At 73.5% G+C, this 16,296-nt stretch carries 14 protein-coding genes; 11 read left to right on the top strand and 3 right to left on the bottom strand.

Annotated elements, in window-relative coordinates:
* Positions 1-61: 61 nt before the first annotated feature.
* A complete protein-coding gene (gene eccB / locus HFP48_RS18605; RefSeq protein WP_168579856.1) occupies positions 62-1,516 on the top strand; it encodes a type VII secretion protein EccB in 1,455 nt (484 codons plus the stop codon).
* Here eccB and mycP read toward each other — a convergent pair.
* Positions 1,483-2,871, bottom strand: a complete 1,389-nt coding sequence (mycP, locus tag HFP48_RS18600; RefSeq protein WP_029544892.1) for a type VII secretion-associated serine protease mycosin — start codon at positions 2,869-2,871, stop codon at positions 1,483-1,485. The two genes, eccB and mycP, sit on opposite strands and share 34 nt — an antisense overlap.
* 1 nt (position 2,872) lies before the next feature.
* Positions 2,873-4,357: a type VII secretion integral membrane protein EccD gene (eccD, locus tag HFP48_RS18595; RefSeq protein ID WP_168579855.1), complete on the bottom strand. Its 1,485-nt coding sequence runs from the start codon at positions 4,355-4,357 to the stop codon at positions 2,873-2,875.
* A gap of 219 nt (positions 4,358-4,576) precedes the next feature.
* Here eccD and eccCa point away from each other — a divergent pair, with 219 nt between their 5' ends.
* The 10 genes from eccCa to HFP48_RS18545 all read left to right on the top strand — a co-directional run bounded on the left by eccCa (position 4,577) and on the right by HFP48_RS18545 (position 15,436).
* Positions 4,577-8,560, top strand: coding sequence for a type VII secretion protein EccCa (gene eccCa / locus HFP48_RS18590; RefSeq protein WP_168579854.1), 3,984 nt, complete (start codon positions 4,577-4,579; stop codon positions 8,558-8,560).
* Positions 8,542-9,882, top strand: coding sequence for a type VII secretion-associated protein (locus tag HFP48_RS18585; protein WP_231385919.1), 1,341 nt, complete (start codon positions 8,542-8,544; stop codon positions 9,880-9,882). Before eccCa ends, HFP48_RS18585 begins: the two co-directional genes overlap by 19 nt.
* Positions 9,883-10,013: 131 nt before the next feature.
* Positions 10,014-10,355 (top strand): WXG100 family type VII secretion target, encoded by a 342-nt coding sequence (locus tag HFP48_RS18580; protein WP_246872434.1) that lies wholly within the window; start codon positions 10,014-10,016, stop codon positions 10,353-10,355.
* 81 nt (positions 10,356-10,436) lie between these two features.
* Positions 10,437-10,736 (top strand): WXG100 family type VII secretion target, encoded by a 300-nt coding sequence (locus tag HFP48_RS18575; RefSeq protein WP_006934921.1) that lies wholly within the window; start codon positions 10,437-10,439, stop codon positions 10,734-10,736.
* Positions 10,737-10,959: 223 nt separating this feature from the next.
* Positions 10,960-11,403 carry a 50S ribosomal protein L13 gene (rplM, locus tag HFP48_RS18570; RefSeq protein ID WP_006934922.1) on the top strand — a complete coding sequence of 148 codons (444 nt, stop codon included), beginning with the start codon at positions 10,960-10,962 and terminating at the stop codon, positions 11,401-11,403.
* A complete protein-coding gene (rpsI, locus tag HFP48_RS18565; RefSeq protein ID WP_006934923.1) occupies positions 11,400-11,906 on the top strand; it encodes a 30S ribosomal protein S9 in 507 nt (168 codons plus the stop codon). The genes rplM and rpsI overlap by 4 nt, the downstream gene beginning before the upstream one ends.
* A gap of 175 nt (positions 11,907-12,081) precedes the next feature.
* Positions 12,082-13,419: a phosphoglucosamine mutase gene (glmM, locus tag HFP48_RS18560; RefSeq protein ID WP_006934924.1), complete on the top strand. Its 1,338-nt coding sequence runs from the start codon at positions 12,082-12,084 to the stop codon at positions 13,417-13,419.
* Positions 13,420-13,609: 190 nt separating this feature from the next.
* Positions 13,610-13,936, top strand: a complete 327-nt coding sequence (locus HFP48_RS18555) for a hypothetical protein (protein WP_006934927.1) — start codon at positions 13,610-13,612, stop codon at positions 13,934-13,936.
* A gap of 13 nt (positions 13,937-13,949) precedes the next feature.
* The gene (locus HFP48_RS18550) at positions 13,950-15,269 is read left to right on the top strand and encodes a hypothetical protein (RefSeq protein ID WP_168579853.1); all 1,320 of its coding nucleotides are present in this window, start codon (positions 13,950-13,952) and stop codon (positions 15,267-15,269) included.
* Positions 15,266-15,436, top strand: coding sequence for a hypothetical protein (locus HFP48_RS18545; protein WP_006934931.1), 171 nt, complete (start codon positions 15,266-15,268; stop codon positions 15,434-15,436). The genes HFP48_RS18550 and HFP48_RS18545 overlap by 4 nt, the downstream gene beginning before the upstream one ends.
* Here HFP48_RS18545 and HFP48_RS18540 read toward each other — a convergent pair.
* Positions 15,409-16,254 (bottom strand): dienelactone hydrolase family protein, encoded by an 846-nt coding sequence (locus HFP48_RS18540; RefSeq protein WP_029544807.1) that lies wholly within the window; start codon positions 16,252-16,254, stop codon positions 15,409-15,411. The two genes, HFP48_RS18545 and HFP48_RS18540, sit on opposite strands and share 28 nt — an antisense overlap.
* Between the last annotated feature and the right edge of the window lie 42 nt (positions 16,255-16,296).

The raw sequence follows: 16,296 nt of genomic DNA, 5'->3' as shown, positions 1-16,296 counted from the left end.
ACGTTCCCGGGCGGAACTGTACTGTGTTGCGGCGGAGGGGGCGTCGTACGGGGGAGGATCGATGGGAGCGCAGCCGACCACGCGCTGGCAGGTCAACGGCTACCGATTTCTGGTGCGCCGCATGGAACATGCACTGGTGCGGCGAGACGTGCGGATGATCCACGACCCGATGCGGTCGCAGTCGCGTGCCCTGGCGGTGGGCGCCGTCCTCGCCTGTGTCGGCCTCGCCGGCTGTGCCGCGCTCGCTCTGCTCCGCCCGCAGGACAGGATCGGTGACGCGGCGATCGTGGTGGGACGCGATTCCGGCGCGATGCTGGTCACGATCGACGGCGCCTTCCACCCGGTACTCAACCTGGCCTCCGCCCGTTTGGTGCTCGGGCGGCCCGAGGCCCCCGCCGTCGTCGCCGACGGCGAATTCGAAACCCGGCCCCGGGGGCCCCTCGTCGGTATCCCCGGTGCGCCGTCCGCGCTGGCACACGTCGCGGCACCGCTGCCGTGGACGGTGTGCGACACCGTGACGACCGACGGAAGTCGTTCCGTCACAACGACCGTCACCGGGGGAGAGCCGGCCTACGGCGAGCGCGTGCGGCCTCTCGCCGACGACGAGGCCCTGCTCGTCGCGGCCGACGGCAGGCACCATCTGGTCTACCGAGGCTCCCGCGCCGAGGTGGATCTGGCGGACCAGGCGCTCACCCGCGTCCTCGGCATCGATGCCGGCATGGCACGTCCCGTCGGGCCGGGCCTGCTCGCCGCGATCCCGGAGGTGCCGCGGCTCGAGGCCCCGCGGATCCCCGGTGCTGGCGGCGAACCCGGCTATCCGATCGGATCGCTGACCGTCGGTTCGGTGGTCCGCGTCGCGGTGCCCGACGGGAAGAGGTTCTACGTCGTGCTGCGCGACGGTGTGCAGGAGGTGTCCGAGGCGACAGCGCAGATCGTCCACTTCACCGACTCGCAGGGCGCCGCGGAGATCCCGGCCGTCGCGCCGGACGTGCTGCGCGAGGCTCCGACCGTGCGGGGTCTCGCGGTGGACACCTTTCCCGCTACCGTGCCCACCGTCGTCGATGCCCGCGACCGTCCCGTCGCCTGCCTGACGTGGATCCCGGGGGTCGGCGCGGCCGAACGGTCGCGGTCCGTCGTCGAGGTGTCGGCGGGGTCCGTGCTGCCGCTGCCCGACGGCGCGGTGCCCGTGTCTCTGGCCCAGGCGGACGGCGCCGGGCCCGAGGCCGACAGCGCCTACCTCGCGCCCGGCCGGGGGGCGTTCGTGCAGACCACCTCCGTCGCGCCGGACAGCGCGCGGCGCGGCGCCCTCTTCTACGTGGCCGACACCGGCGTGCGCTACGGGATCGTCGACGCGGAAGCCGCGACCGCCCTGGGATTCTCCGAACCGGTGCCCGCGCCGTGGCAGATCGTCGAACTGTTCGCGCCGGGACCTGCACTCGGGCGGGCGGAGGCACTCGTCGCCCACGACGGTGTCGCGCCGGATCACGACCCGGCGCCGGTCGGCGCCGGCCGCTGACGACGGCGCCGCAGCGGCGCGGTCGCCGACGCCGCCACCCCCAGGACCGCGAGCACCACCGCCGCCACGACGACCGCGACGTCCCTGGGCCGGTGATCCGGCGGCGTCCGCGGTATCGGCGCCGCGACGGCCACCGAGGCCGGCTCCTGCGGACGCCGCTCCCTCGGCGGGGCGGTCACCGCCGCGACGGGGTCGATCACGCCGTGGCCCACCCGCGGATTCCAGCCCTCCGCCGGTGCGTGCGCCGTGGCCTCGATCCGCATCGCCACGGCGCGGGCATCGAGGTGCGGAAACCGCGCCCGTACCAGCGCGACGGTCGCGGCCACCAGCGGCGCGGCGAAGCTCGTGCCGGACACCGGCACCGGGCCCTCGGCTCCCCGGTAGGCGTCGACGAGGCCATCGGCGGTGGGATGCAGGGAAACCACCCCGCTGCCGGGCGCGGCGACGTCCACCCACGGCCCCGGCAGGCTGTAGCTCGACGGTGACCCGTCCGGCTCGACCGAGCCGACCGTGAGTACGTAGTCGTCGTACCAGGCCGGCGAGGCCACGGTCGTGACCGCGCGCCACGGATCGTCTCCCGGCCGGAGAGGATCGAGCCCCTGCGGGTTCGACCCCTGGCAGCGGTCCTCCACGTTGCCGGCTGCGGCCACGACGACGGCGTCCTTCACCTCGGTCGCGTACCGCACCGCCGCCCCGAGTTCGGGGTCGTCGAGGCCCTCCGCGGCCGGCGCGCAGGCGACCTCGGAGATGTTGATGACGGTGGCGCCGAGGTCCGCGGCGCGGCGCACCGCCATCGCCATCGTGCGCACGTTGCCGTAGCCGGGCGACGTACGCGCATCGTGGTCGGCGGGATCCGACCGTCGCGCCGAGAAGTGGCGGCTGGACTGGCGCACGGTGAGGATCCGCGCATCCGGGGCGCCACCGGCGAACCCCGACCCGGGGACCGGCTGCGCCGCGACGAGCCCCGCCACCAGGGTCCCATGGGCGTCGCAGTCCTGCGTCCCATCGCCCGAGGAGACATAGTCGCCCCCCGGTACCAACCCGGGCAGCCGCGCATTGCGGCCCACCCCGGTGTCGATCACCGCCACGAGCTGCCCCGCCCCGCGACTCAGCGGCCACACGGCCGGAAAGTTCAGCACGCGCTGTGGTTCCGGGATCGAGGCGCTGTCGCCGGCGACGTCGACCGTGGTACACGGCGAACGCTGCCCGGTGTCGTCGACGGGCCCGGGTTCCCCGGGCGGGGGCAGGCGCCCGGCATCGACGGGCGGAGGTTCCGCCGCGGCGGACGGGGCCGTTCCGAAGGACGAGGCCGTCAGCACCAGGGCGACGACAACGAGGCGTGCGCCGCGGGCCACGTCAGAACCCGCGGACGGCGGCGTAGAGCCCGGTGACCCAGCAGGCCAACGGCACGATCGTCGCGATCACCGCGTACTCGACCACTTCGGCGGCGCGGCGCTGCACCGGCGTGAACGATCGTCGCGGCGCGACCACGCCGAACACCAGCGCTGCGGTCGCGACGGCAAGGGCGAGGGCGAACACGACGACGGGCGGCGCGGATCCGCCGACCGCGGCCGCGCCGAGGAGGCCCACCGGCACGGTTGCGCCGCCTGCCACCAGCAACGTCGCCTGGCGCGCATCGGTGTAGGTGCGGCCGCGCAGCATGATCACCGCCGCCGCGGCGACGGCGAGGGCGGTGCCGGGCAAGCGGAGACCGCCGCCGGACAGCGGCGCCGCGGCACACCACGCGCCCGCGACGACGAGAACGGCTCCCGCACCGATCAGCCCGGTGAGGTGGTCGCGTGCCCGCGCGGCGGCCGCCGCCAGCTCGCTGGGATCGGGCAGTGACCGGTCCCCGCCGTCCGGGGAGTCCGGTCCGTCCCTGCCGTCTTCGGTCTGCGGCGCGGGGGTCCCGGTCCCGGTCCCGGGACCGGGCACCGGCGGCAACGGCAGGTCGGCGAATTTCATGGCGAGGCGGGGTGCGAATGTCACCGTCAGCAGGGCCGTGACGACGACACCGGCGCCGACCGCGGAGGCGGAGATCCCGGTCGAGGCGGCGACGAGAAATGCGGCCGCGGCGGTCGCGGCGACGGCGGCGACCGCGGCGAAGGGCGCCCTTCCGACGGCGGTCAGCAGCAGGACCAGGGTCGCCACCGCCCCCGACAGGACCGCCCCGAGCATGGGGTGCGCCGGTCCGAAAGAGCCGGGCACCACGAGAATTCCGGTGGCGAAGGCGGCCGGGACCGCGCAGGCGCACAGGAGCGCCGCGGTGCGGTGGTCGTCGCGGGCCCGCCCGAGCAGGATCCCGGCGAGCAGGAGCAGGGCGGCGAGCGCGGCGCAGCCGGCACCGGCGGCCGTCCGGCCGTCCGGGGAGGCAAGTCGCAGCAGGGCCCCCACCCCGACGACCGTCGCGGACAGGGCGACGACCGCCGCGACCGCGGCCGCCGCACGCGGCGACCAGCGGCCCGCGCCGGCCTCGTCCGCCGTCGCGACGCTGTGGGTCACGTCGTCGAACAGCGGGGGTGGCGCAGGTGCCGACGCGTGCTCGAGCACCAGCAGGTCCCCGTCCCGGACGCCGTGCTCGTGCAGGCTCAACGCGGCGGCGAGACGCGACGATCCGAGACGGGCCAGCGCCCACGCCTCGGGCTCGACCCGCTCGGAGGAGGCGTCGAAGTCGTTGTGGGACCGGTGGGCGGTGACGAGATCGACGACCCCCGGCACGAGCAGCGCGACAGGGACGTCCGCGGGTAACGCGAGGTCGACCTGTGTGTGCTGGGCCAGCACGGTCACGCGGCAGAGTTCGGGCGCGCCGATCCGCCCCGGTTCGGTGTGCGCAGCCGTCATCGTCCATCCCCCCGTCGTCCCCCGACCGTGCTGCGGTCCGGGCCGGGCTCGCCCGCCCGGTGTCGCCCGGACCTCGCGGAGACGATACGACATCGCTTCGCGCAGGCCGTCTTCGCGCCCGCCTGCGTGCCGATGTCGCAGGGGTGCGTTACCCTTCGTCGACCGTGGGGGGACGGCCGTCGTGAGGACGGCCGGCACGGTGCGGGTCGGGGGTGGGGTGTGAGCACGGTGCGGTTCGTGCGCAGGCCGCGGCGCGAGGTGCCACGCGTCCCGGCGGGTGAGGTGAGAATGCAGGCCCCGCCGGAGATTCCGCGTTCGACGCCGGGAAATCTCCTGGCGAAGCTGCTGCCCGTCGTGATGGTCGCCGCGATGATCGGCATGGTGGCGCTGATGTTCGGTTCGGGGATGGCGCGAAGTCCGATGTCGCTCGTCTTCCCGCTCATGATGATCGTCTCGATGGTGGGCATGCTCGCCGGCGGCGGCCGCGGAGGCGGGGCGAAAGCGGCCGAGGCCGACGAGGACCGCAAGGACTACCTGCGGTATCTCGATCAGCTCCGGCGGGAGGTCCACGACACCGCAGACCGGCAGCGGAGGGCCCTGGAGTGGACGCACCCCGACCCGGCCGTGCTGTGGACGCTCGCGGGAACGGTGCGCATGTGGGAACGCGACGGAGCCGACGCCGACTTCTGCCACGTGCGGGTCGGGCTCAGCGGCCAGCGCCTCGCAACCCGGCTGATCGCCCCCGACACGGGTCCCGTCGAGGACCTCGAACCGGTGGCGGCCGTGTCGCTGCGCCGGTTCGTGCGCGCGCACTCGGTCGTACCGGCCCTGCCGACCGCGGTGTCGTTGCGGGGGTTCGCGGCGGTGTCGCTCGGCGGCGATCGCCCCGCGGCCCGTGATCTGGTGCGGGCGATGCTGCTGCAACTGTGCACCTTCCACAGCACGGACGTGCTGCGGATCGCCGTGGTGTGCGGTCCGGACACCGCCCCGGAGTGGGAGTGGGTCAAGTGGCTGCCGCACGCCCAGAACCCCGAGATCGCCGACGGTGCGGGCAGCGCCCGCACCGTGTTCGGCTCGGTCCGGGATCTCGAGACCGCGTTCGCCGACCGCCTGACGGGCCGCGGCCGGTTCGTCCGCAACACCCCACCGGTCGACGGTGTGCCCCAACTGGTGATCGTGATCGACGGTGGCGTACCCGGCTCCGGGTCGGGGATCCTCGACGACGGGCTCGACTCCGTCACGGTCCTGGACCTGTCCGCGTCGATGCCCCGGCTGTCGGCCACCCGCGGGCTCGAACTCGTCGTCGGTGAGGGCCGATTGGGTGCGCGCGCCGGCGAACGCGTGGAGACCTTCGCGGTCCCGGACGGAGCGAGCGTCGCGCAGGCGCAGACGGCGGCGCGGCGCCTGGCACCGTACCGCGCCGCCCAGCGGGTCGCCGAGTCCGGCAACGGGGAGAATCGTTCGGCGCCATGGGAAGACCTGCTCGGTCTCGGTGACGTCGCACAGTTCGATCCGGAGCGGGCGTGGTCGCCGCGACGGGGCCGCGACCGGCTGCGCGTGCCGATCGGAATCGGAACCGACGGTGCACCGGTCGAACTGGATCTGAAGGAGGCTGCCGAGGGCGGGATGGGGCCGCACGGACTCTGTATCGGCGCCACCGGGTCCGGGAAGTCCGAACTGCTGCGGACCCTGGTGCTCGGTCTGATCGCGACGCATCCCCCCGATGCACTGAATCTCGTCCTCGTCGACTTCAAGGGCGGCGCAACCTTCCTCGGGCTCGAGTCGGCCGCGCACGTCGCGGCGGTGATCACCAACCTCGCCGACGAACTGGCCATGGTCGACCGGATGAAGGACGCCCTCGAGGGCGAGATGAACCGAAGGCAGGAACTGCTGCGCGCGGCAGGGAACTTCGCGAATGTGGGCGACTACGAGCGCGCCCGGGCCGGCGGTGCCGCGCTGGCTCCGTTGCCGGCGTTGTTCGTCGTCGTGGACGAGTTCTCCGAGCTGCTCACGCAACAACCGGAATTCGCGGAACTCTTCGCCGCGATCGGACGGCTGGGACGATCCCTGCACATGCATCTGCTGCTGGCCAGTCAGCGGATCGACGAGGGCCGGCTGCGCGGACTCGACAGTCACCTCTCCTACCGAATCGGCTTGAAGACCTTCTCGGCCAACGAGTCCCGAAGCGTTCTCGGAGTCCCCGACGCCTACCATCTGCCGCCGTCGCCGGGCACCGGATACCTCAAGTGCGACTCGGCGGAGATCGTGCGGTTCGCGGCCGCCTACGTGTCGGGTCCCTACGAGCCCCGCCGCTCGGGCCGGTCGGTGATCAGGCCGGGCACGGCGACCTCCCGGCCGCGGCTGTTCACCACGGCCGAAGTACCCCTCGCGCACCTCGAACCGGGTCCCGGGCCGGCCGAGCCCGGCGTGGATCCGGTCCCGGCGGAGGAGAGCCGCTCCGTGCTCGATGTCCTGATCGGCCGGGTGCGGGGTCACGGCACCCCCGCGCACGAGGTCTGGCTGCCGCCCCTCGACGCCGCGCCGAGCCTGGACCGACTGGTCCCGCGGTCTCTGCTCACCGGCGACGTGCTGCCGCGGAGCACCCTGCGCACGCCGATCGGCATCGTGGACCGCCCGTTCGAGCAACGGCGGGATCCGCTGCTGGTGGATCTCGCCGGCTCGGCGGGCAACGTGGTCGTCGTCGGAGGGCCGCGCTCCGGCAAGTCGACGGTGCTCCGCAGCCTCGTCCTGTCGATGGCGATGACGCACACTCCCGAGCAGGTCCAGTTCTACTGCCTGGACTTCGGGGGCGGATCCCTCGCCGGGCTCGCGGGCCTTCCGCACGTCGGGTCGGTCGCCAACCGGCTCGACGCCGACCGGGTGCGCCGGACGATCGCCGAACTGACTGCCCTGCTGCGGCGCCGGGAGGGTCGTTTCGGCGCGCTGGGCCTGGAGTCGATGGCCGAACTGCGCCGCCGCCGGGAGGGCGGCGGTCCGGCCGCGGACGTCGATGCCTTCGGCGACGTGTTCCTCGTGATCGACGGCTGGCCCAGCATCCGGCAGGATTTCGAGGCGCTGGAGCCGCAGGTCGGCGTGCTGGCGGCGCAGGGGTTGTCCTTCGGCATCCACGTGGTGCTCACCGCACCGCGGTGGGGCGACGTGCGGCCGGCGATGCGGGACCATCTCGGGACCCGCCTCGAGCTGCGCCTCGGCGACCCCGCCGATTCCGAGTACGGCCGCAAGAAGGCGGCGGCGGTGCCGGAGGGCCGCCCGGGCCGGGGCATCGACCGCCACGGACTGCACGTGCTGTCCGCGCTGCCGCGTGTGGACGGCAGCTCCGAGGTCGTCGACCTCGCGGCGGGACTGGCCGACGCGGTGGCCGCCGTCGCCGCGGCCGCACCGGGCCGCCCCGCCCCGCCCGTGCGCATGCTTCCCGATCGCGTCGATCGGGCCGGGGTGCTCGCGGCGCTCGCGGACCGATCGGCTGCCGGTGGCGCGCCCGGGGAGCGGCGGTTTTTCGTGCCCGTCGGCATCGACGAAGCCGAACTGGCCCCCGTGGGGATCGACTTCTCCGAGCAGCCTCACCTGCTCGTTTTCGGTGACTCGGGTTGCGGCAAGACGACCGTGCTGCGCGGCATCTGCCGCAGCCTCGTGGAGTCCCACACCGGCGCACAGGCCCGCATCATCGTCGGGGACTATCGGCGCACCCTGCTCGGCGTCGTCGAGGGTGAGCATCTCGGCGGATACGCGCCGTCCGCGGTGACGTTGTCGGCGATGGCCCGCGACCTCGCGGCGGTGTTCGAGCGGCGGATGCCCGGTCCCGACGTCACCCAGCAGCAACTGCGTGAGCGCTCCTGGTGGTCGGGACCCGAGGTGTTCGTCGTCGTCGACGACTACGACCTCGTCTCCGCGGCGAGCCAGTCGCCGCTGACGCCCCTGCTGGAGTATCTGCCCCAGGCCAAGGACGTCGGGCTGCACCTCGTCCTGGCGCGCCGCTCCGGGGGAGCCGGGCGGGCTCTCTTCGAGCCGGTCATCGCGCGGCTGCGGGAATTGTCGGCGGCCGGCCTCGTGATGAGCGGCAATCGAGAGGAGGGAGCGCTCGTGGGCACCGCGCGTCCGCGCCCGATGCCGCCCGGACGGGGCATCCTCGTGCAACGCGACGGGGAGACGCTCGTGCAGACGGCGTGGCTGCCGCCGCAATGAGCGACGTCCACGCGCTGCACCTGCAGGTCGTCCCGGGTCGGGTGTACGCGCGGCGGTCCGATCGGACCGTGACGATTCCCGCATCGGCTCCCGGCCGTGTCCCCACGGACGACGATGCGCCGCTGGCGACCCTGCTCGGGTACGTCGCGGCGACGGCAGGCGCGCCGGCCGGCCTCGACACGGTGGTGGTGGTCCATCCCACCGAGTGGGGCGAACGTCGGCGGGAGGAGTTGCACACGGCCGCCCGGCAGGTCGCGCGAAATGCCGTCCTCCTGACCGCCGCGGTGGCCGCGCGCCGCGCCGCGCCTGTGGGCGACGGCGAGCGATGCGCGGTCGCGGAGGTCGACGGCGCCGGCGTGACAATGGCGGTGCTGAGCGCCCCCGACGGCGGCGACGTCGACCGCATCGCGCGGGACCCCGACCTCGACGAGGGACTGCTCGACTCGCCGGCGGGAGCCGAGCGGCTGGACCGGCTGATGCGAAACGTGTGCGGTTCCGTCGATCCGGATGTCGTCCTCGTGACGGGGATTCCGGGCGAGCCGCCCGGAATTCCGCTGTGCGAGCGGATCGCCGAGCGGCTCGGCCGCGGCATCCGGGTGATACCGGTCGCCGCGTCCGAGGTGCTGGCCGCGGTGCCGGAACCCCCGGCCGTCCCGTCGGGGGACACGGAGCCGCTCCCACAGTGGCTGCACACCGTGCCGGCCTCCCGGTCGACCCGGCCCGTCCGCCGGATCCGTTGGGCCGTCGTGGCCGTCGTGGCCGTCGTGGCCGCGACGGCCGGCTGGGTGTGGACTGCAGGACAGGGCGCGGACCTGCCCGCGGTGGGCGCGGAGGTTCCCGTCGCCGGCGACTCGGCCGATGAGTCCTCGGCGACGAGACAGCCCATGCCGCGCCCACCTTCGGTTCGTCACGAACTCGGGCCCGTCCGGCTGGAACTGCCGGGGGACTGGAGGGTCCGCGACCCTGTGCCTGCCGGGGCCGAGCGCGTCGAACTCGTCCCCGCCGGCGGGAGGGATCGGCGAATAGTGCTGGTGCACAGTCTTCTTCGTGAAGATATGGACTTGGCCGGCGTGGGGGAGGTGCTGGCCCGGCGCGCGGACGAACGTTCCCCGGTGATCCGTGACCTCGACCCCGACACCACCTTCGCGGACCGCCCGGTGATCGCCTACGTGGAGGCGCCGGACGAATTCTCGCTCGTGCGTTGGTTCGTCGTGGTCGAGTCCGGCATGCAGGTGGCGGTCGGATGCCAATTCCTCGTCGACGAATGGGCGGGAATCAAGAACGAATGCGAGCAGGCCGTCCACACTGTGACGGTGGAGTAGCGGATCGCCCCGTTCGCCGAGCAGGGGAACCCGGCGGACAGGCGCTGCGTCCAATCGGATGTAGGCGCGAACCGGCTTCGGCCACGGTGGGCCGGAGGGATACGGGACGCGGGACGACGGAGGAGACAGGCGTGACGCAACCAGGGCAGGGCAGTTCGAATCGGGTGGCGACCGACGTCGCGACCATGGAGACGGCGGCGCGGCAGATCGAGGACTCCCACGGAGAACTCGAGCAACTGCTCGGTGCGCTGCGCACCACCGTGTCGTCGTCGCCGGACGTATGGCAGGGCCGGTCGGGGATCGCGTTCACCGACGTGATGTCGCGATGGGACCGCAGCGCCCTCCAGCTCAACGAGGCACTGGCCGCGATCGTCGCCGGCATCCGAATCAACGGCCGGGCGTACGAGGACACCGTCCAGGCCCAGGCGCAGTCGCTGAACGTCCTCGGCGACAGCCTCCACGGCACCTACTGACGCCGCTGCGGGCGGGCCGGTGCGGAACCGCGCATCGGCCCGTGCGCACAACACGACTCACGACTCGAGGAGAACGAACGAATGAGTGGACCCGATGTGATCCGGCAGGACTTCGGTGGCATCGACGACCTGCACACCCGCGTCGTCGGACTGCAGCGCGGCATGAACGACACGCTCGACCGGATCAGGTCACAGGTCGAGCCGCTGGTGCAGACCTGGGACGGGCAGGCCCGGTCCGAGTACCACGTCACCCAGCAGAAGTGGGATCGGGCATCCGCCGAGCTGAATCTGCTGCTCGACCAGATCGCCGTCGCCGTGGCGCGGGGCAACGACGAGATGCGCAGCGTCGAATCCGAGCTGGCACGGAGGTGGCAGGCCTGAGGCGACACGAGTAGCGAGCGACGTCCCGGTGGTGGAGAGGCCGCCGGGACGTCGTGCTGTTTTGACCGTGCACACACCTCCCCGGTATCGTGTGCCGTTGGCGTGTCGTCCGTCGTCGTTGCCTCGTGCGCGGCGAACGTCGCTTCTCGGGTCCCAACTGGCCGCCGGAAGCGATCATCGGCGGCGCGCGGGCCAGCAGCGAAACGATAGACGAGGAAGATCTGTGTCTACGTACACACCGAAGGCCGGCGACGTGACCCGCCAGTGGCACGTCATCGACGCCACCGACGTGGTGCTCGGCCGCCTCGCGGTGCAGGCGGCGAACCTGCTCCGCGGCAAGCACAAGCCCACTTTTGCCCCCCACGTGGACGGTGGCGACTTCGTCGTCATCATCAACGCGGACAAGGTTGCCATCTCCGGCAACAAGAAGCAGGACAAGCTCCTGTACAACCACTCCGGCTACCCGGGCGGCCTCCGGTCCCGCACCGTCGGTGAGGTTCTGGAGAAGAACCCGGACCGTCTGGTGGAGAAGGCCGTCACCGGCATGCTCCCGAAGAACAAGCTCGGTCGCGCGATCGCGAAGAAGCTGAAGGTCTACGCGGGCCCGAACCACCCGCACACCGCGCAGCAGCCGGTGCCGTTCGAAATCAAGCAGGTGGCGCAGTGACCGAGAACGTGAACGAGAACTACAGCGACGAGTACACCGACGCCGAGAACGTCGAGGTCGCCGCGGACGAGTACGTGGCCGAGGAGGCCGCTCCGGCTCCCGCGCCGATCGTGTTCGACCGCCCGGTGCAGACCGTCGGCCGCCGCAAGGAGGCCGTCGTCCGCGTCCGCCTCGTGCCCGGCACCGGCAACTTCGTGCTCAACGGCCGCACCATCGAGGACTACTTCCCGAACAAGGTGCACCAGCAGCTCGTCAAGTCGCCGCTGGTCACGGTCGAGCGCACCGAGCAGTTCGACGTGCATGCCCGCCTGCACGGCGGCGGCCCGTCGGGTCAGGCCGGCGCCCTGCGCCTGGCCATCGCCCGCGCGCTGATCGAGGTCACCGCCGAGGATCGCCCCGCGCTCAAGCGCGCCGGCTTCCTCACGCGTGACCCGCGTGCCACCGAGCGCAAGAAGTACGGCCTGAAGAAGGCCCGTAAGGCACCGCAGTACTCCAAGCGCTGATGTGCCGCCGACGCTGACCTCGTCAGCCTCGGCTCCTGTTCGACCACGAGAGCAGGCGCCGGTAGAGAATTCCCTACCGGACGCCTGCTCTCGTGCATTGACGTACTTTTTGCGACAGCAGGCGGCGCCCGCGGACGGCGGAGACCGCATTTCTCGACGTGGAGGACTTTGCTCGATGGGTCGGATGTTCGGCACCGATGGCGTGCGAGGCTTGGCGAACGCCGAGCTCACGGTCGAACTGGCGGTACGGCTCGCCGGGGCGGCCGCGACCGTGCTGGCAGGCGGTGCCGAGGGCCGGCGCCCCGTCGCGGTGGTGGGCCGCGACCCCCGTGCCAGCGGGGAGATGCTCGAGGCCGCCGTGACCGCGGGCCTGACCGCGGCCGGCGTCGACGTGTTGTCCGTCGGGGTGCTGCCCACCCCGGCTGTCGCGTTCCTGACCGGGGCCTACGACGCCGACCTCGGCGTGATGATCTCCGCGTCGCACAACCCCATGCCGGACAACGGCATCAAGATCTTCGCGGCCGGCGGTCACAAGCTCGACGACGCCGTCGAGGACCGTATCGAGGCCATGCTGCACGGTGCGGGCGGGGTCGCCCGCCCCACCGGCGCGGGCATCGGCCGGGTGCGGACCGCCGACGATGCCGCCGACCGCTACCTCGCCCACCTCGCGACGGCGGTGCGCATGCCGCTGACGGGCCTGACGGTCGTGGTGGACTGCGCCAACGGCGCCGCGTCGCGCGTCGGGCCGGCCGCGTACGCCGCGGCCGGGGCCACGGTCGTCGCGCTGCACGCCGACCCGGACGGGCTCAACATCAACGACGGCTGCGGTTCGACGCATCTCGACGGCCTCCGGGCCGCGGTCGTCGAGCACGGCGCCGACCTCGGTCTCGCGCACGACGGCGACGCCGACCGGTGCCTCGCGGTCGATGCGACGGGCACCGTGGTGGACGGCGACGCGATCATGGCGATCCTCGCCCTCGGGATGCGCGAGGCCGGCGAGCTGCACGCCGACACGCTCGTCGCCACTGTGATGAGCAACCTCGGCCTGCACCTGGCGATGCGCGAGGCCGGGATCACGGTCGTGACCGCCGGCGTCGGCGACCGATACGTGCTCGAGGAGCTGCGCCGCGGCTCGTTCAGCCTCGGCGGCGAACAGTCCGGCCACATCGTGCTGCCGGCCCTGGGAACCACCGGCGACGGGGTGCTCACCGGCCTGCGCCTTATGGAACGGATGGTCGCGACCGCTTCGCCCCTCGCGGAGCTCGCCGCGGTCATGCGCACCCTGCCGCAGGTGCTGGTGAACGTGCCCGTGTCGGACAAGGCCGCGGTGGCCAAGGCTTCCGTCGTCGCGGACGCCGTTGCCGCCGTGGAGCGGGAACTGGGGGAGACCGGGCGGGTGCTGCTGCGTCCGTCGGGCACCGAACAACTGGTCCGGGTGATGGTCGAGGCCGCCGACGACGCGGTGGCCCGTGCTCTCGCCGATCGTCTCGCGGGAGCGGTCGCCTCCGTCTGACGGCACCGATCCGACGGCCTCCATCTGTCGGCCTCCATCTGTCGGCCTCCATCTGTCGGCCTCCATCTGTCGGCCTCCATCTGTCGGCCTCCATCTGTCGGCCTCCATCTGTCGGCTCTGCCCCGCCGGGGAACCGATCCGCCTCCCGCTGCGTCGAACCACCCGGGGGGACGAGGGAGGGGGCGGCGCGGTGCGTGACGGGGTGGGGCTCGACGGTGCGGCGGTCCGGGTGATCGCCGAGGGCCTGGCGGACTCGGCCGCCGAGATCGACTGGCATGCGCGTGCGTGCCGCGCCGTCGGCTTCGGTCCGGACGCGGCCGGCGACCGCTACCGGTCCGAGGCCGAGGTCGTGCGAGCGCGCTACGACGGGCTGCATCGGGCGGTCGCGGAGTGGTCGGCGGCGACGGCCGCCCGCGCGGAGGCGCTGCGGCGCGCGGCCGGGGGGTACGCGTGGCTGGAGCGGGAGTCCGAGTCGGTCCTGCGGGCCGTCGACCTGCCGCCGACGGGGCACCGGTGACCGGAGGAGGCCGGTGACCGGGGGCGGGCAGCGGCTCGACCTGGTGCTCGACGGGGGCCGCGTCGGGTTGCGCTTCTTCGCCGAGCATCTTCCCCGCGCCGAGCGCTGCGCCCCCGGCCTGCCGTCCTGTGCGCAGTTGCGGGAACGCTACGACGAGCAGCGCGGCACGGATCCGGCCGTCCTGCTCGCGGACGCCGACGTGTTCGCCCGGCTCGAGGGTGCCCTGGGTGCCGAGGTCGCGCGGCAGCGCTCCTACGTCGACGCCTTGGCGGCGGCCTGGACCGGAGGCGGGGCGGTGGGTGCGGCCGACGCGCTCGACCGTCATGTGGCGGTCGGCGAGGACCTGCAGGCACGGCTCGGCGCCGCACGTCGCGCGCTGACCGACGCGGCGGCCGCGGTGCTCGCGATCGTCGAGGAGAAGTCCCGGGCGGCCGCCGAGTTCGCCGACACGACCGTCGGCGGGCGCACCGTCGAGGAGATCGACGCGATTCTGGCCGGCGCCGCGGGCGGCGACGGCCCGACGACAGCCCAGCTCGCCGCCTGGGATTCGGCGCTGGGCCCGGCCCCCGCACGCGCGGCTGTCACGCAATGGTGCGGGCGGTGGCGCGACGAGGTGTTCCGGCCCGGGGTGGAGACGGCCGTCGAGTCGTTCCTCGACCTGTGCGACGACACCGACCGAGCGGTGCGGGCTGTACTCGCCGAACTCGCCGCGACGCTGGCGCCGCCGGATCCCGGCCCGCGGAGCGTGGCTCCGATGACCGATCCGTGGTCGCCGTGTGGGGCGGCGACGGACCTGGTGGCCGCGGGGCTGCGGCTGGCGACGGCCGTGGGCGAACTCACAGGCGCGGTCCTCGGTCTGGCCACGACCGTGGTGGAAGAGGTTTCCGAGGCCGTCGAGCCGGCCGGCCCGCCGCAACCGCAGCCGGAGCGTCCGCTGTCGTCGCCGCCGCCGGATCCGGCACATCCGCCGTCGCGCACACCCGCCCCCGAGACCCCGGCCCCCGCCGCCGGAGGGACGGGAACGGACCCCGACACACCCGGCGCCGGTGTGGGCGACGACACGCCGCCCGCACCGCCCGACGAGCCGCGGCGACCGGACGAACCAGGTGACGGCGGAGCGCTCGGTCCCGCACCGCCCGACGAGCCGCGGCGACCGGACGAACCAGGTGACGGCGGAGCGCTCGGTCCCGCGCCGGCCGGGATGCCCGGCACGCGGGCGGACACCCCCGCGCGGCGGCCCGCGTCGGCGGTACCTGCTGGTGAGAGCGTCGAAGCGGGCCCCGAGGAGGAGCCTGCCGACGGCGTGGTCCTGGCGGAGGCGGGGCCGCTGTGACCGGACGGTTCGAACACATCGTCGCCGAGCACCGGGACGCGGTCGAGCGCCGGCTCGAGAACCTGCGGCGCCTCCGGGAACCCCGTGAACTCGCCGCCGGCGCGACGCGCGGGCCGGCGCCGGCCGTCGAAGAGGAGTTCTACCGCCCGAGCAGCTGGTTGATCTGAGTGCCGAGCTCGCGGTCGATCGCGTCGGGCTCGGTGAGCACCTCCGAGCCGGGAAGCTCGGCCTCGGGGTCGGCGAACGGCGCGTAGGTCTTGTCGCCGGCGAGCCGGTACAGCAGATATCCGGTGAGCAGCGCGCGGGTGACCTTCTGGGTGTTGCGCTGGGCGCCGCCGACGCCGAGGAAGGCGAGCAGGCGGCGGCCCTCGATCATGCCGTCGTCGGTGGCCTTGTGGACGGACCGCATCAGCATCTCGCCGCCCCAGGCCTGGGCGACGGCGACGGCATCACTGCCCATCGAGCCGAGGTCCTTCTCGGCGGCGAGCACGAGCCCGGGCGCGTGCACACGCGCGGCCAGGACCGAGGCCGGCGGCGACGTCGGGGCCGGGTAGAGCGCGGCGACGGCGGCCACGTCGCGCCGGGACGCCGCAAGTACCGCAGCTCCCGCGCCCATGCCGTGGCCGACCAGGCCGAGACGGTCGGGGTGCACGCTGATCCGTCCGGTGCCCAGGCGCACGCCCACGCAGATGTCGAGGGTGGTGCCGAGGTCGGCGGCCAGGCCCAGGTGCGACGGGATCGGCCCGCGTTCGGTGCTCGGGGCGGCCACGACGATGCCCCACGAGGCGAGGTGTTCGAACAGCGCCGAGTACTTGTCGAGACCGGTCATCCAGCCGTGGCCGAACGCGACGGCGGGCAGGCCGAAGCCCTCGGCGGGGGTGTAGACGATGCCCGGCTGACCTGCGAGAGCGAGGTTGCCGCGCAGCACCGTGTGCGGTCCGCGCTTCGAGAGCCGCTGGGCCAGGGATTTCGGTTTCGCCGCCACGGCGTGAACGTTAGCCGATGATCAGCTTCGAGCGTGCCACCC

It is taken from the genome of Rhodococcus sp. DMU1 (assembly GCF_012272955.1).
In the GTDB taxonomy this organism is placed as follows: Bacteria; Actinomycetota; Actinomycetes; order Mycobacteriales; family Mycobacteriaceae; genus Rhodococcus; species Rhodococcus aetherivorans.
The sequence above is the reverse complement of the archived record's forward strand: the minus strand, read 5'-3'. Positions and strand labels throughout refer to the sequence as shown.

Bases quoted from the DNA above. Each gene is read 5' to 3' on its own strand.
- eccB (WP_168579856.1), top strand. From the start codon at position 62: ATGGGAGCGCAGCCGACCACGCGCTGGCAGGTCAACGGCTACCGATTT.
- eccD (WP_168579855.1), bottom strand. From the start codon at position 4,357: ATGACGGCTGCGCACACCGAACCGGGGCGGATCGGCGCGCCCGAACTC.
- HFP48_RS18575 (WP_006934921.1), top strand. From the start codon at position 10,437: ATGAGTGGACCCGATGTGATCCGGCAGGACTTCGGTGGCATCGACGAC.
- glmM (WP_006934924.1), top strand. From the start codon at position 12,082: ATGGGTCGGATGTTCGGCACCGATGGCGTGCGAGGCTTGGCGAACGCC.